The sequence below is a fragment of the Paenibacillus sp. 01T431 genome (assembly GCF_056398625.1).
Window position 1 is genome coordinate 95,647 of the sequence record NZ_JBFTPT010000006.1, and the last position, 16,553, is coordinate 112,199.

General features: G+C 46.4%; 15 protein-coding genes and 1 other annotated feature (1 of these 16 running past the window's edge). Of the genes, 1 reads left to right on the top strand and 14 read right to left on the bottom strand.

Annotated elements, in window-relative coordinates; translation table 11 throughout:
- Positions 1-2: 2 nt before the first annotated feature.
- From corA to AC1DM9_RS12570, 11 genes are all read right to left on the bottom strand, one after another.
- Positions 3-953 (bottom strand): magnesium/cobalt transporter CorA, encoded by a 951-nt coding sequence (corA, locus tag AC1DM9_RS12520; protein WP_477580260.1) that lies wholly within the window; start codon positions 951-953, stop codon positions 3-5.
- 312 nt (positions 954-1,265) lie between these two features.
- Positions 1,266-1,571 carry a GNAT family N-acetyltransferase gene (locus AC1DM9_RS12525; RefSeq protein ID WP_477580262.1) on the bottom strand — a complete coding sequence of 102 codons (306 nt, stop codon included), beginning with the start codon at positions 1,569-1,571 and terminating at the stop codon, positions 1,266-1,268.
- A gap of 44 nt (positions 1,572-1,615) precedes the next feature.
- On the bottom strand, positions 1,616-2,329 hold the full coding sequence (locus tag AC1DM9_RS12530; protein ID WP_477580264.1) for an adenosylcobinamide amidohydrolase: 714 nt from the start codon (positions 2,327-2,329) through the stop codon (positions 1,616-1,618).
- Positions 2,330-2,415: 86 nt separating this feature from the next.
- Entirely contained in the window at positions 2,416-3,516 is a 1,101-nt protein-coding gene (gene cobD, locus AC1DM9_RS12535; protein ID WP_441884662.1) for a threonine-phosphate decarboxylase CobD, read from the bottom strand.
- Positions 3,517-3,537: 21 nt separating this feature from the next.
- Positions 3,538-4,350, bottom strand: coding sequence for an adenosylcobinamide-GDP ribazoletransferase (gene cobS, locus AC1DM9_RS12540; protein WP_477580266.1), 813 nt, complete (start codon positions 4,348-4,350; stop codon positions 3,538-3,540).
- A complete protein-coding gene (gene cbiB, locus AC1DM9_RS12545) occupies positions 4,332-5,312 on the bottom strand; it encodes an adenosylcobinamide-phosphate synthase CbiB (protein WP_477580268.1) in 981 nt (326 codons plus the stop codon). Before cbiB ends, cobS begins: the two co-directional genes overlap by 19 nt.
- On the bottom strand, positions 5,309-5,899 hold the full coding sequence (cobU, locus tag AC1DM9_RS12550) for a bifunctional adenosylcobinamide kinase/adenosylcobinamide-phosphate guanylyltransferase (protein ID WP_441884668.1): 591 nt from the start codon (positions 5,897-5,899) through the stop codon (positions 5,309-5,311). Before cobU ends, cbiB begins: the two co-directional genes overlap by 4 nt.
- A gap of 10 nt (positions 5,900-5,909) precedes the next feature.
- Entirely contained in the window at positions 5,910-6,986 is a 1,077-nt protein-coding gene (gene cobT, locus AC1DM9_RS12555) for a nicotinate-nucleotide--dimethylbenzimidazole phosphoribosyltransferase (RefSeq protein WP_477550336.1), read from the bottom strand.
- A gap of 26 nt (positions 6,987-7,012) precedes the next feature.
- Complete coding sequence (locus AC1DM9_RS12560; RefSeq protein ID WP_477550335.1) at positions 7,013-7,795, bottom strand: heme ABC transporter ATP-binding protein; 783 nt, start codon at positions 7,793-7,795, stop codon at positions 7,013-7,015.
- The gene (locus AC1DM9_RS12565; RefSeq protein ID WP_477580560.1) at positions 7,792-8,835 is read right to left on the bottom strand and encodes a FecCD family ABC transporter permease; all 1,044 of its coding nucleotides are present in this window, start codon (positions 8,833-8,835) and stop codon (positions 7,792-7,794) included. Before AC1DM9_RS12565 ends, AC1DM9_RS12560 begins: the two co-directional genes overlap by 4 nt.
- A 2-nt stretch (positions 8,836-8,837) precedes the next feature.
- Positions 8,838-9,830, bottom strand: a complete 993-nt coding sequence (locus tag AC1DM9_RS12570) for an ABC transporter substrate-binding protein (protein WP_477580271.1) — start codon at positions 9,828-9,830, stop codon at positions 8,838-8,840.
- 1,107 nt (positions 9,831-10,937) lie between these two features.
- On the opposite strand from AC1DM9_RS12570, the gene AC1DM9_RS12575 reads away from it, so the two are divergent.
- On the top strand, positions 10,938-11,381 hold the full coding sequence (locus tag AC1DM9_RS12575; protein WP_477550334.1) for a FixH family protein: 444 nt from the start codon (positions 10,938-10,940) through the stop codon (positions 11,379-11,381).
- Between the two features lie 4 nt (positions 11,382-11,385).
- Here AC1DM9_RS12575 and AC1DM9_RS12580 read toward each other — a convergent pair whose 3' ends face one another.
- From AC1DM9_RS12580 to AC1DM9_RS12590, 3 genes are all read right to left on the bottom strand, one after another.
- Positions 11,386-12,072, bottom strand: a complete 687-nt coding sequence (locus AC1DM9_RS12580; RefSeq protein ID WP_441884680.1) for a sulfite exporter TauE/SafE family protein — start codon at positions 12,070-12,072, stop codon at positions 11,386-11,388.
- Entirely contained in the window at positions 12,069-14,345 is a 2,277-nt protein-coding gene (locus tag AC1DM9_RS12585) for a heavy metal translocating P-type ATPase (protein WP_477580273.1), read from the bottom strand. Before AC1DM9_RS12585 ends, AC1DM9_RS12580 begins: the two co-directional genes overlap by 4 nt.
- A gap of 95 nt (positions 14,346-14,440) precedes the next feature.
- Positions 14,441-16,312, bottom strand: a complete 1,872-nt coding sequence (locus tag AC1DM9_RS12590; protein ID WP_477580275.1) for an arginine--tRNA ligase — start codon at positions 16,310-16,312, stop codon at positions 14,441-14,443.
- Positions 16,313-16,358: 46 nt separating this feature from the next.
- Positions 16,359-16,553 (bottom strand) — a binding site (T-box leader); it runs 42 nt beyond the window's last position.

Here is a 16,553-nt window from a genome sequence, read left to right on the forward strand (position 1 = left end):
ATTCATTTAAACCAACCTTTGCTTCGGAACCAAGCATACATGCCAAGGCCGATGACGAGCATAATCGTTATGACAGCAAAATAACCCCACGTCCACTCCAGCTCAGGCATATTTTGAAAGTTCATGCCATAAATGCCTGCTAAAAAAGTGAGCGGCATGAAGATCGTCGTGATAACGGTAAGAGTTTTCATAATGGAGTTCATCCGATTGGAGTTAAAGGAAATGAAGCTGTCACGAAGATCTGCCGTCATCTCTCGACTTGAATCCATCATTTCAGTCAATTTGAGCAAATGATCATAAATATCATGATAAAAGGCCATATAAGGCTTCAGCCCGTCAATGCGATCGGAATTCGTTATACGATACAATAAATCACGCATGGGGACAATCGTTTTGCGCAAACGCAGCAGCCTAGAACGTATGTTGAATATATCGCTCATCGCCGTTTGACTTTGTTCGTCGCCGCTTCCGATTTCCATGTCAAGAAGCTGGTCTTCCAGCTCATGAACCGCAGGAAAATATTGATCAACCAGCTTGTCTATTACGAGATATGCCGCATATAGATGGCCTTTGTCGCCGATCTTCGTGCTCGATAATAGCTTAGTTTGAGCTTCCTCAATCTCTGGTGATCGCTCATAATGAAACGTAACAATAAACGATGGACCGATGAACATATTGATTTCATTTACGGTCAACGTCTTACGCTCAATTTCGTGCAGCACAAAAAAATGAATATCGTCGTAATGATCTACTTTCGGCCGCTGAAGCAAATGGTAGCAATCCTCAATAGCGAGCGGATGAAAATGAAAAAAGGTATCGAGTAGTCTGCACTCCTCTTCCTTCGGGTTACTAAAGTCGACCCAATACCAGTCAAGCTCAGGCGAGTTTAGATCTTCTATCGTTAAATCAGTTAACCATTGCTTTTGTTTTGTATAACCTACTATTTTAATCAAAGGATGTTCCTCCGTTCTAAGCGGCACACGATCGATCTTATGACCGATTGTTCAACTTTATCATTTTACACGATTTCACAATCGCTGTAATGTAACTCCGCTATTTTATTCCGCTGCTTCTTTTATATTTATCAATGAGCATTCCCTCTAATTGGCGCCTTGCATGTACGCTGTTTCATTGTTTAAGCTGCATGTTCGTATAATAGGGTTCAAAACCACAATTCGTCCAAAATTGTTGCCCTCGCGGATTGGAGGCCAACACATCAATCGTTACTTTGGCACCGCTAGGAAATGAGTCGCGGACTAATTGTTTTATACTGCGCTTCCATAACCATGGCTCCGATACAGTCGAGCGATGTAGTACTGTCTGAGATAAACATTTGACTCCTCTGGATAAAAATCATCTTCCCTGATTTGATATACCGCATATCCTAAAATAGCAGAAGCCTTCTCAAACAATGCAATCTCCCAGTCGCTTGACAACCATCCAAGAAATCTGTCTTCAAGCTGCACGAGAGTCATTGGATTACGGCTGCCTTCATCCTCGATAAGCTCTTTGTTCATTTGAGAGAGAAGCTTAAGATCATCGATCGTCGCTTTTCGTATCCAAATTTCCAATTCGCATACCTCCTTATAGAAATTATGGCGAAGGTCGTTAATCCTTAGTCATCATGCTGCGTTCGTGTTGCTTCTAGTACAGTCTCATAGACCGCTTCTCCAATCGTGCACCCAATTGTCGTAGCTGTACCAGCATACGCATGAACCGCATTCCAGCTTGCTGCTTGACTAACCGCTACGACAATGGCATCCGTTGTCGTCCCCGTAGCTGATTGTCCTGTTTCCATCTCAACGATGCCTAAATGCTGTAATGCTGCTGTTTTTGCTTCAGTTGCTGTGATGACCGCATTCACCATAGCTGTTTCAGTCATTTGACCATCGATTAAAATAACAATATTGATCGTTCCCGGAGAATAAGCAGAGAAGGTACTTCGCGGCATACCAGATCTTGCCGCGTTTCGTGTGCCTACCGTCGTACAGCAGATAAGCTTAAACCGATCGCCTTCCATTTCAGTGATGGATGCATGTGTCAGCTTCGCTGCTGTTAATAATCCTACAGTAACTTCTGGTTCGCAGCCCCATATCGTACATTGATTAATGATGTCGAGAACAGGATCTTCACATTGATAAGTAAGCGGAACTTTCCAATTCACAATACGATTGGTATAAGAAAAGCCGCCCGGATGAATCGCGCTGCTTAGCGCATACAAAGGAACATTGCTGCTTGCTTCAATGCGGTCCTCAAGGAGCTGTAAGCTTACGCCGCACCACAGCTGTGATTGATAATAATGCTGGTCTTTGCGAAAGGGCTGTGTCAATGCTTTCCCTCCTTTGGCTGTCACAGAAGCTTATGCATGAGTTTAATTTGGAATGGATAGGAACTTTGCAATTCGTTCAAATTTCCTTATCCGATTTGGTTTTCATTCCATTTCAAGCAATGCTTAAAAGCAGCGATCAGCTGTTCATTTTGCTGCCGAAGTTTAATGGCAACCCGGATATACGTATGATCAAGCCCTGCAAATCTCGATGCATCGCGAATAAGCACCCCCTGCTTGCCCATCTCAAGCTGAAGCATGCTGGCACTGAGACCCGCATCGCTCGGAATCCGAATGAGCAAATAATTGGCCGCACTTGGGTTAACTTCAAAGCCGATCGCCTCAAGCTCAGACATGAGCCAAGGTCTTTCCTGCTCTAACCAAGCAAGTGTACGCTCTGCATAATCCTTCTCATCCAGCACCGTTTCCCCAATCAACTGCGCTAAAGAATTAACGCTCCATGGTATTTGCAAGCGTCGCAAGCCGCTTATCGTTCTAGGCATGCCAACGATATATCCAAGTCGAATGCCGGGTATCGCATAAAATTTTGTCATTGAGCGGATGACGAACAACCGTTCATGCTTAGTTGCTTCTTGAACAAGGCTGTACCGTGCTTCATCAGGCACAAAATCCATAAACGCCTCGTCAACTACGACGTAGGCTCCTTTACTTAAGAGTGCTCGAATTAGCTCTGGATCTACGAGCTGACCCGTTGGATTGTTTGGCGAACCGAGCATAACTAATGATCCTGTTGCGGCCGCTTCGCATAAATGCTCGGAATCCAAGCTAAGCTTAAATTGCATGTGAGATGATAATTTAATTTCATACACAGCTCCGCCAATTTTCCGAATGGCATCGCCATATTCATCAAAGCACGGAATGGCAAGCGTCGTTAACTTTGGTTGCAGCGTACGGACGATAAGATCGATTAGTTCTGCCGCTCCATTTCCTACTACGATGGATTGAGCATCAATATTATGTAGTTCAGCAAGCTTCTTTCTTAGGCCGCGAACGGCTGGATCAGGATATTGCTCTATCATATCTGCATAGGTAAGAAGCGCTTGTTTAACGCTTAACGGCGCTCCTAGCGGATTCATATTCGAGCTGAAATCAACAAATTTATGCGCAGGTATATCGAACGCTTCTTCCGCGGTCCGCAAATCGCCGCCATGACCATATCTTTCTAACATTTTACAAAAACAACTCCTTTTCTATTGCGCATATAACCAGATGACCGCCGCAAGCAGCAATAACGCTTCAATCGCTTCGTTCATCGCACCATATGTATCCCCAGTTAATCCGCCAAGCTTCCGATTTAACCATGCTGCTATAAAACCACCACAGCAAATCGTTAAGATGACGATAATAAGCAGCATTATTAATGCTACGTTTGTACCGGTGCCGGCGATCCAAAAAGTAAGGACAGAAAGAATGGCTGCCATCACAAAAGAAGCAGTCGCCTGCGTCCATTTGACCTCATTAAATAAAACAGCAATCCCTTCACCCTGACGGGCATTCGGCCACCCTGCAATAGCTGCACTCATCCAAGCACGGCTCCAAATCGGCGCGATGATAAGCAGTGGTCCATATTGCTCAAAATGGCCACCATTCAGCAGTTCTGCTAATAACGATGCTTTGAGAAGAAGGAGCAATACTGCGGCAATGACGCCCATCGCTCCTACTCGGCTATCCTTCATAATCTCTAGCATACGCTCGCGAGAGCGGTGACTCAGCACGCCGTCTGCAGTATCCATCCAACCGTCCAAATGCAGGCCCCCGCTTAATGCAGTCCATATCGCAAGAATCAGTACAGCACATGGCCAAGCAGGGACAAATAATGCTAGCAGCCACGTACATGCAAGGAGACAGATACCGATAAACGCACCAGCTACAGGGAAATATACGACACTTCGCGAGAGAACAGATCCTTGGAAAGGAACCGTGATGGGAACTGGAAAACGAGTTAGAAATTGAAAAGCAGCAATAAGTGCTTGGAAATGCAGCTTTAATTCACGACGAACCATACGGCGATCACCCCCGCAAATAATATAAAACTAACGCTGTACAGTAACCGCACGCTTAGTACAATATCGTTTGGTTCCAGTTGGCGAGTTGGCCATCCCATCCTTGCTCGTTCACTGATTACGCCAAAATACGAATTCATACCGCCAAGCTCAATGCCTAGCGCCCCTGCAACCGCTGATTCCGGTATGCCGCTATTTGGACTAGGATGAAAATGAGCAAACGTGCGAATGGCAAGCCACGCCTGCTTCGCCTTCATTCTCTGATCAAACAGCGAAGACAGCGTAAGCAAAACGCCAGTTATTCTTGCAGGGATATAATTTAACACATCATCCGTCCGTGCCGAGCACCAGCCAAAATACTTATATTTTTCATTGCGATATCCGACCATGGAATCCAGCGTATTCGTTGCACGGTAGAGCATTGCAAGCGGTGCGCCTCCAATTAAAGCGAACAACAACGGTGACACGAGCGCATCTACCGTATTTTCAGCAACCGTCTCAATTGCAGCGCGCGATGCCTCCCGCTCATCCAGCTTTGCAGTATCTCGGCCTACGATATAACCAACATATTTACGTGCTTCATCTAATCTGCCTTCCACTAATGGATGATAAACGAGCATGGCTGCTTCCTTTAAGCCCTTCACCGCTAGTGTTGTAGAAATAAACCATGCGCTCACCGCATAGCCTAGCCAAGTATGTATAGCATCTGCCGCCCAAATAATGAACCACATTGCGCCGCAGCTCACAACGAGTGTGACAACGGTCAACACTACACCTAAACCTCTTACAGCAGCCGGATGTTCCTTCAATCGTTCTGGAGCAAGCAAACGTTCCAGCAGTCGAATGAGCCTACCTATCCAGATGACGGGATGAGTTGGCCATTTCGGATCACCAACGATCCAATCTATTGCAATGGCTGCTGCTGCGAGGAGCAGGAGCTCCTTTATTGAATAAATCATCATAATTGATCCCAGTTAAAAGCTTGCGATTTCAATTCAACTGGAATGCCTGCGGTGACGAGAAAAACCCGCTCGCATATCGCAGCAATCTGTTGGTTGAACCTCCCCGCCTCGTCTCGAAAAAGCCTGCCTAGAGGATATGCCGGAACAATGCCATCTCCTACCTCATTGGTTACAATGATTAATGGATATGGATAGTTGTTAATAGCTTCGAGAAGTTTCTGCTGCTCCATTTTCAGCCTCGTATCTTCATACGATTCTTGTTCTATTCGCATAAGCCAATTCGTCAGCCATAACGTTAAGCAATCGAGCAATACGACAGCAGGCTGCTGTCCGTTTGAAATTTCTTTATCGATTTGCTCTTTCAATCTGTAAAGCTCATTTGCTGCTTCATGCGGATCTTCGATGGTCTGCCAGCGGAAGCCTGCATCTTCACGATCCTTGCGATGTTTTCCTATTCGCTCGCGCATCTCCGTATCATACGGCTGACAGGTCGCAATATAAAATCCACGGGCTGCAACCCTCATCGCATACTGCTCGGCAAATCCGCTCTTCCCGCTTCTTGCTCCGCCCGTTACTAGAATTGCCATTCACGCTCACCTAACCTTTGGATACGCCTGCACTCTCAAATGTTGCCATTTCATTCATGAGATGGAGCGCAGCGTCTATAAAATGAAAACATAATACAGCACCAGTGCCTTCGCCAAGCCGCATCTCCAGCTGCATCATGGGAAGCAAACCTATCGATTCAAGCAGCTTCAAATGGCCTTGCTCTTGAGAGAGGTGGGAAGCAATCATAAAGGGAAGCGTCTGCTCCGCTATCCGCGATGCGACAAGCGCCGCAGCAGATGAAATATAACCGTCGATGACGACTGGGCAGCCGTTTGCTGCAGCTCCGATAATAACGCCAACAAGCCCTGCGATTTCTGCACCGCCAACCTTAGCCAGCACATCGATTGGATCGACACTAGCGCGGTCCAACTCGTTGACAGCAATTGCGCGTTTGACTACCTGCACTTTATTTGCCCAGCTTTCATCATTTATGCCAGTTCCTCGGCCGACTGATTCCTCAGGAGATAGACCCGTCAATACGGTCGTTAACGCCGCACTGGCAGTCGTATTGCCAATACCCATTTCGCCTGTTGCAAACAAGCGGCAGCCGCGCTGCACCTGCTCATTAACAACTTCAATACCAACAATAATAGCTTGGACGGCCTCTTCGCGAGTCAACGCTGGCTGCTTGGCCATATTGGCCGTTCCCCGCACCACTTTACGGCTTACTAGCTTCTCATGCTCCAAATCCGCATTTACACCAATATCCACACAAACAACATCTGCGCCAGCTTGTCTTGCCAGCACATTGACTGCTGCTCCTCCGCTGAGAAAGTTTAGCACCATTTGTGGTGTCACCGCTTGTGGAAACGCACTGACTCCTTCATCGCATACACCATGATCACCCGCCATGACAATAACGGCTTTATGTGACAAATCCGGCCACAGCTCGCCTGTAATGCCGGCAAGCTGCCTGGCGATTGTCTCTAGCTTGCCGAGGCTGCCTGGCGGTTTCGTCAATGAATCAGAATGCTTCACAGCTAATTCTGCTGCCTCTTCATTAAATGGTTTGATTTGTTTGATCGTCTCTGCAAGCTGAGTTTCCAATGCATGTTTCAATTTCATAACTCCTTCAAGCGTATTATAAGCTTTTATATTTTCATATCCGGTTGGAGCAATATTTGCGGAGCACCTGTAACAGGATGGGCGATCACAGTTGTATCCGCCTGATAAACCTGCTTGATAAGATCTGCAGTTATGACCGCCCTAGGTGTTCCAGCTGCTGCAACTTTGCCTTCATGAAGAACGACAAGCTCATCGCAATAAAGCGAAGCCAAATTAAGATCATGCAAGACGGCAATAACGGTCAGTTCACGATCACGCTGCCAAGCACGTACCGTATCCAAAAGCTGAATTTGGTAACCAATGTCCAAATAAGTCGTCGGCTCGTCCAATAATATAATAGATGGCTCCTGCGCCATAACCTTTGCCAATGCAACACGTTGACGTTCACCGCCGCTTAGTTGATCCATTTTGCGATGCGATAGCTCTTCGAGTCCCATGGTCATTATCGCTTTATCAATAATTTCCTCTGAATCATGTTTATCGCTGCCAAGCCAGTTTTGGAAAGGGTATCTTCCCATGCTAACAACCTCACGCACAGAGAATCCTACCTGAGGCAAACCGCTTTGCTGCAAAACCGCCATCCTTTGTGCGATTTGCTTTCTTGGATATGCCGAGATGCTCTGCCCCTCGAATAAAACTTCACCTTGCACCGGCTGTTCAACGCCTGACAATACATGCAGCAGCGTTGATTTGCCAACACCATTAGGTCCAATAACACCGTACATCCGCCCTTTTTGAAATGAGCAGGAAAGCTTATTGAGCACAGTCCTCCCTTGCACCGTCTGAACGATGCTGCGCACCTCAATCATAACGCCCCTCCTTGCTTCAGCTTCCGCCGATGCAGCAAATACGCAAAAAATGGCGCACCAAGCAGAGCCGTAACAACGCCAAGCGGTATTTCCTTAGGCGTCAGCGCCATGCGCGCAAGCGTATCAGCCCATAAAATAAATATGCCTCCACCGATAGCCGATAAAGGGGTAATTAATCGATAGTCGGGGCCAACGAGCAAACGAATGAGATGTGGAACCACGAGTCCAACAAAACCAATTACACCAGAAACAGAGACTGCTGCTGCCGTCAGCAAGGTCGAGCTGATTAAGACGATCAGCTTCGTTCTCTCGACACGGATGCCAAGATGCGCTGCATGGCGTTCCCCCAGTACAAATAAATTGAGAGATTGCCCATATGCAAGCAGAAGTGGAAAGCCTACCGCGAGAAAAGGAATAAGCATATATACATGTTCCCAGCTTCTCATCGCAAGCGACCCCATTAACCAGAACAAAATTTGATTCACGACGCCCTCTGAGACGGACACCATGAAGGATACAAAAGCGCCTAAAAAAGACTGGATGATAACCCCAGATAAAATTAGCGTTTCAATATGTATAACACCCTTGTTGCGAGACAACCAAAAAACACCAAGCAGCGTCAAGGTTCCTGTAGCAAAGGCAACTAGCGGTATCGTCCACATGCCAATCGCTGACTGCAAGCCGAATAAGATTATGAACGATGCACCAACTGAGCTCCCCGAAGACACTCCTAGTGTATAGGGATCAGCCAGCGGGTTTCGAAGAACCCCTTGAAAGCCCGTGCCAGCAAGTGCGAGACAAGCACCAACGAGGACAGCAAGCAAAATACGCGATAGACGTACTTGCGTGACGATCGCTATTTCGGCAGGTGTATAAGGAACTGAATTATCAGCAAGCCCAAGCCAAGGCAGCTGATGAAGCAAAATACCCCAAACATCTCGAATGGAAATACCAGCCGAACCAATCGATAAACTTACAACGATAGAAACAGCAAGAAGGAGCATAGCTGCTCCTCCATACCAAACTAATTTATAGGTCATCATTATTTTACGAGATCCGGGTGAATCACTTTCGCAAGCTCCAGCAAACCATCTGCAAGTCTCGGCCCTACACGAACAAGCGGATCCTCCGTTACTGCATGCATTTGCTTATTTTTCACCGCATCAATGACATTCCAGCCAGGACGGCTCTCAATGCCAACAACAATCGGATTCGGCTCCTCCTTCAATGCAGGGTATATAATAAGCTCGGGATTCTGAGTAACAATCGACTCTGCACTCACCTCATACCAGCCTGGAGCAGCTCCAGCAACATTCTCGCCGCCAGCCAGTGCCAGCAATTCGTCAAGGAATGTGCCAGATCCAACGGTCCAGCCTGGGGAAAATTCTAAATACACTTTCTTTTTCACTGCGCTCTTAACTGCATCCGAAACTTGTTGCTTCACCGAAAGCATGTGGCCTGCAATCCCAGCCGCTTCGGATTGTTTATTCATAATATGACCTAAATTTTCGATTTTGGCAATAACTGCATCATACGTGAGTGGGTCTGTCGCATAGACCGGAATTTTCAGTTCTCTGAGCTTCGTGATTGCCTCTCCATTCATTGAAGAAGACGCCAGCACGAGATCCGGATTGAGAGCTGCAACAGCTTCAATATTCGTCGTCATATCGCCAACCTTTGCCTTGCTTGCCGCCTCCTCAGGATAGTTGCTTGACTCATCTACACCTACAACACGATCACCTGAGCCGATTGCATAAATAGCTTCGGTTTCACTAGGAGCAAGCGAGACAATTTTAGTTGGCTCTTGCTCAAACGTAATTTCCGTACCTGTATCATCCTTTAAAGTTAGTGGATAAACGGTCGATTCATTCGCCTTGGATGGCTCGTCAGTTGCAGCCTGACCAGCATTATTCGTTGTTTTTCCCGGCTCGTTAACCGTGTCCTTATTGGCACCGCATGCTCCTGTGAATACGAGCATCATCACGAGCAGAAAACCTACTAGCGTTTTCATTGTACTTTTATGTAACCTTTTCATTTTCCTTACTCCTCCTGCGTCATATATCGTATTAAAAATAGCATCCCCGACCTTGAGTCAGAAATGCTAGTATACGCTTTTTCTAATTAGGCTAAGCGAACAGCTTCTCCAACAATATCGGATTATGCAGGAGAAGATATGGTGCATCTATCCCCGTCCATCATCTATAAAATGATCCGTTGTTACTATACAACGTCTTGTTCTATTTGTCTAATGACATCCATGCCATACTCATCCTAATTATCGACGTTCTGCTTCACTCATTTGCCGCATAGGTAACGTAATGGGTCTATTTCTTAGCGCGCGTTTTTTTACCATGATGAGTGCGTTTAGCCTTGGCCTGAACTGAGCAGCAAGATGTAATTTTCAAGAGTCCGGCTCATATTTGAAGCTAACGGACATAGAATCCTCCGCTATTTGGGCTTACGGCTGCTAAAAACTAACTGGTGGAGCCAAATAAGGGGGCTTCTATGTCCTTTACGGTTGCGTATACAGCCAAAATGAGCGTAATAGCGTATCTGATGTCCGTTAGCTTTTCGCAATAGTCACTTCAAACCTCTAACGGACATACATTACGCTATTTTCAACAATCGGGCTCATATTTGAATCTAACGGACATAGGATCCGCTATTTGGGCAAATGGGACCTAAAACTAACTCTTAAAGCCAAATAAGGGCTTCTATGTCCATTACGGTTGCGAAAATAGCAAAAATGAGCACAATAACGTATCTGAGGTCCGTTAGCTTTTCGCAATAGTCACTTCAGACCTCCTAACGGACATACATTCCGCTATTTTCTAGAATTGGGCTCATATTTGAGTCTAACGGACATAGGATCCGCTATTTAGGCAAACGGGAACTAAAAACTAGCTCTTAGAGCAAAATAAGGGCTTCTATGTCCGTTACGGTTGCGAAAACAGCGAAAATGAGCACAATAGCGTATCTGATGTCCGTTACCTCTCCTTGTGACTTCTTCGCCCGTGCTATGCTTTTACTTTCTTCTATCCACTCGTTCCATAAACAGATACTACATCCGGTTCAAACACTCATTCTTTTTATGAATCTAACAAAAGAATATGCAACTCATAAAGGAGGTTCTTTCCTAGATATGAAAGTAGAACACAAACCAAATTATAATCTGCTAAAATTCACTATCATTTTACTGGTTGTGGCAATTGTCGTTGGCATAGTTTTCACATGGCTCCGAAAGGGCGAAGAATTATCTCCTCCCATGACTGAACATGTATTCGACAAAGGCGAAGCTAAATGGTCCATCGATGGTTATCCAGCGAAGGTGCTACACAACAATTTATTTAAAATCGAGCTTACTGATCTCTCGGGCGCCCCATTACAAGGAGCTGAACTATCAGTCAAGCTTGAGATGATGGATATGGTTTGCGGCGATTACGAGTTTAAAATGACGGAAGCTGAGCCTGGAACGTATACGGGCGAAGGCGTACCGCTGATGGCTGGCACATGGAAAGCGACTCTAACACTCAAGACGGTTGATCAAACGTATACCATCGACAGATTACTGCGAGCGGTTCATTAGCAAATTACCAAAGCCATGGATTAATCGAAGGAATGACACCATTCACCGCAAGCCCGCGCAAAATCGAGATGACACCCACAGCAATCGCCGTGACTACACTTGCTTTACGCATAAATCGCCGCCATTTCTTATTGGCAAAAGCAGCGATCGACGCGGCAGCCGCTAAAGCAGGGAAAGTCGATAGCCCAAACAGAGCCATGACAGCCGCTCCTTCAAGTCCTGAGCCAGTGGAGGCTGCCGTCATTTGCATCGCATAAGTTAAGCCGCATGGCAAAAATCCGAAGGCTATTCCAGTTGCGAGCAAATGGAACGTTTCCTGCTTAGCAGAGCGAGAAGCACCGCCTACTAATCTTTTGTGCAGAAAGCTAGACAATCGGTTCATGAGCGGCAGCTGAAATCTCCGCCAAAGCCAGAGCAGCAAGAAACAGCCGCCAATAATGGATGCCAATCCTTGAACCCCTGCAAATTTACCTGCAACATCCACAAAAGAACCTACTGTTCCCATTACAGCCCCTAATAAGGAATAAGAGAGAATGCGGCCTGTATTATATAGAAGCATTGATTTTTTAACTGGCGCTGAGGAATTTAATGAGACGGTTGATACAATCCCCCCGCACATACCGATACAATGAGGTGCGCTGAATAAGCCTGTTAAAATAATGAATCCAATCAGCTGCCAAGTCAGCGTCATCTGCTTGCACCAACCCGGCTCTTGCTTTGCAACTGACCAGAAAGCCGAAGCGCATTGCTTACAACAGAAACAGAGCTAAGCGCCATCGCCGTTCCAGCCATCCAAGGCTCAAGCAAACCAAAAGCAGCAAAAGGGATGACGATAACATTGTATAGGAAAGCAAAGGTTAGATTTTGACGCACATTTCGAATCGTTAATCGGCTAATTCGAATCGCTTCTGGAATGGCATGCAGACGAGAGAAAAGCAGCGTCATATGGCCTGCGCTAAGCGCTGCATCTGTTCCTTCACCCATTGCTAAACCAACATCGGCTGCGGCTAATGCCGGTGCGTCATTCCATCCATCCCCTGCCATTGCGACTCGTTTGCCGCGACGCTTTAACTGCTCCACCAGTGCCAGCTTACCCTCGGGAAGCATGGAAGCATGTATGCTTGTAATGCCAACCGCTTTTGCAGCAGCAAATGCCGGCGCCTTGTGATCTCCAGTAGCTAGAACAGCGGAAACCCCTAAATTTTTAAGCTCTTTCACTGTCTCTCTCGCGTTTTCCTTTATCTTATCGCTAAATGCGATTACACCAGCAATCTGATCGTCTATTGCTGCATATAGCACGGTTTCACCCAAATCCTCACGTTGCCTTGTGAATGCAATGATATCGACGCTCAAAGCCCATTGGCGTTCTGCTGCAAACCGAGCATTTCCGATAGCGAAGCGCTGTTCCTCAATTATCGCTTCAACTCCTCCGCCTGGTGAGAAGACATGATGACTGGAAGCTGGAATAATAAGCCCTAGTCTGACCGCCTCCTTCTCAATTGCTCTTGAAAGCGGATGTGTGGAGTCCGCTTCAGCGGCTGCCGCCAATCTCAGCAAAGCATTTCGGCTCCCTTTAATAGCTAGTGAAGCACTTATATGAGGCTTGCCTTCCGTTAATGTTCCTGTTTTATCAAAAATGATCGTTTGAATGCTTGCCAAACGTTCAAGCGCGCCCGCTTCCTTCGTAATAATGCCTTGCTTCGCAAGTCTGCTGGCTGCGATGACAAGTGAAATCGGTGCGGCTAGACCAAGCGCGCATGGACAGGCTGCTAATAAAACAGCAATGCCGCATATGAATGCTCGGCCCCAATTCCCCGGCTCAAGAAATAATCCCCACATGAAAACCGTTGCAACGGCGAAGAGAAGCATAACAGGAACAAACCAGCTTGCAGCCGCATCTACATTTCGCTGAATGGCTGATTTCGAGCGTTGTGCTTGACGAACAAGCTCCTGTATGCGGTTAAGCATCGTATCATGGCCTGCCGCCTTCGTACGAATGCGAAGCTGCGAGCTTTCATTCCAAGTTCCCGCCCACACTTGATCTCCTTCCCGCTTTGCAATCGGCAGACTCTCGCCTGTTAGCAATGATTCGTTGGTTGCGGAGTGACCGCCGCATACAATGCCATCGACCGGAATCGTTTCTCCAGCCTGTACGATGACAATATCGCCCGCTCGAACAAATTCGGTCTGAATATGTATCACTTCACCTGCCCGTTCAACCGCCGCCGTCTGACTTTGCAGTTTGCCGAAGCCGTCTGATCCGCGCTGCGCCCGCAGCGAGGCGGAAACTTCAATGTATTTACCCAGCAGGACAGCTGTGATTACAACAGCAGAAGTTTCAAAATACAATGGCGGTGCATGAGAAGCCACCTCTGAGATCGGCCGAAACAAGCCGTTCTGAAATACGACATAATGGCTGTACAGATAGGCGGCTGTCGTTCCAATAACAACAAGCACATCCATATTGGCGCTTCGCTCGCGTACCGCATGATATGCGCCGAAATAAAAAGGCAAGCCTATAGCGAATTGAATAATCGTGGCAAGTATGAGCTGCAGCCATGGAATAGTGAGCCAAGCAGGCAAATAATCAAGCATCGGCCTTAAAAAAGGCAGATGCTGCATCATCCCAGTTAATAACGGCACCGTAAGTACCGCTGAAGCAATGAGCCGCAGCTTCAATATACGATGCTCCTTGTGCAAGCCTTCTTTAGCTGTCTCATTAAGCATCGCTTCAAAACCTAATTGCTTGACACGCTCAGCAATTTGTTTCGCTCCGAGCCGCTCAGGCTTAAACTGTACCCAAGCGGTTCGAAGCGGAAAGCTGACGGCAGCCAATTGAACACCATCCATTTTGCTGACTGCTTTCTCTATTCTTGCCGCACAAGCTGAGCAGCTCATTCCCTGAACCGCAAAATCTATCGTAAGGTCGCTATCCTCTACCTGATTATCATGTACCTGCTCCATTTGCAGCACCCGCCCTTCGTTCATCGCTGTTAATGCCTGTACCTCTGCGTTAAACTATATGACGGGCAAGCCAATTGCATGATTGGAACATCTGTTTACATTCTATTTGGCGCAGGAAGTCCCAGTATGTGAAGTGCATCCTGCATCGTTTGCTTATAACGCTCGGTAAGCCAAATACGCAAGCTTTTCGCTGAGCCTTCAGCCTTCAAAATAGGACATGTGGCGTAGAAATGGTTAAACAATGCGGAAAGCTCATATACATACGTACAAAGCTGATTAGGAGACAGCTCCAAAGCGGCAGCTTCCAGCGTTTCTGGCCAATAAGCTAAATGTCTCAGCAATGAATGCTCTTGATTCTCAAGATCGCTAATCTCAGCTAGAGCTTGTGGGTTAAACTCAGTGTCTCCTGCTCTCTTCAAAATACTGCTGGAGCGAGCATACGTATACATCAGATAAACACCTGTATTGCCGGATATTTCGGTTGCTTGATCAAGATCAAACACAACCTCTGTTTGCAAGTGAAAACGAAGCAAGTAATAACGAATCGATGCTGCTGCTATCGTACGACTTGCCAAGCCTCCTTTACGGGATCTTTTTGCGTCTATGATTTGTTCCATTCTTACTAAGAAATCCGCTATTTTTATGCCGATTCCTTGCCTGCCTGACATCGCATACGCATGCTTGCCGTCTGACGTATCGATACCTAAACCATTTGCCGTATTTGGGCTTAATGCAACAACACCATAACTGACATGCTTTAACTGCTCTGCTTGCTCCTGAAAACCCAAACCGAGCAATGCTTGTTTAACCATAGCCTGCGGATACTCTTGGCGCTGATCAATTACATTTATGACCATATCCGCATGACCGATTTTTTTCCTTACACCACTCGTATGCGTTGACCACAAACCATCAGAAAACTTCTGGTAACGGAAATCGTTATCGAGCAATCCAAACTTCCACAAATGGTAAGCAATATCTTTAGCCGTATAAGTCAAAATTCCGTTTGAGCGAACGAGCACTTTATCTGCGTGGAAATCCGATTGTTCCTCTTGTTCTCCGTTTTCATCAGAATGCTTCAGCACATAACAGCCCTTCAGCTTCCCTTCTGTTTCCTTGCGGAATATTCCCGTTGACTGCAGCAGTTCAAACGCGCGAGCCCAGAAGCCTTCACGCACAATATTGCTTTCCCATACCAGAACATCATACGTGATGCCAAACTGCTTCATTTCCTCGACATGCTCGCGCACAATTCTTTCTGCGACCAACAAGCCCATCCATGCTACATTCGAATGCCCTTCTTCCAGCTCTGCAAGAACCTTGGTACGTTGTTCAAGCAATTCTGGCTGCTCTTTATAAGCTCGATTAATACTTGAATACGTATCCCAGCAAAAATCCCCAAAACGCTCATAAGGCAGCACCGACTTTGTCTGAAGAATGCCTACCACCGTATCCGCTAATTGGTTGCCTAGATCATCAATGTAGTTATGCACCTCAACCTGATGACCCGTCCTTCTGAGCATTCGCGCAATCGTATCGCCTACGCAGGAATTACGCAAATGACCAATATGCGCAGATTTATTTGGATTGATAGATGTATGCTCAACAAGCACTTTTTTGTTAACTGTCGTTTTCTGTGATGCAAGCTGTTCTGTATTGACTGCCCACCAAGACCAATTCACATAAAAATTTAGAAACCCGGGTGAAGCAATTTCAATCTTTTTTATGGATGAGGAAAGACTTGGATGCTTGATTAATTTTTGTTTGAAGTCATCTGCAATCAATGAAGGCGCACGTTTTAAAAGCCTAGCAAGCTGCATCGCAATATTGCTGCTATAATCGCCATGCGCTAAGTTAACGGGATGCTCGACCGCAATTTTGAGATTTTCAGGTCGCTCTGTACGTCCCTCTTCCAGCATGCCTTGCGTTATTTCTTCAATTGCTCCAATAATCAGCTTATGAATCATTGTAATTCCTCCTATTATCAAAATAAAAAAGGCCCCCGTCTCTAAAATAAGAGACGAGAGCCATAAAGATCCCGTGGTACCACTCTAAGTGCCAAGCCTGATAAGCAGCTTGACCCCTCATTTTCGTAACGGTCAATGACCGGATTTGCCTACTAAGTAACTTCGTTCGTTTCGGCAAACCATTTCATGGGCCCGCTTCATCTAAGACATCCGTACCGGCTTCCACTAACCCGGCTCGCTG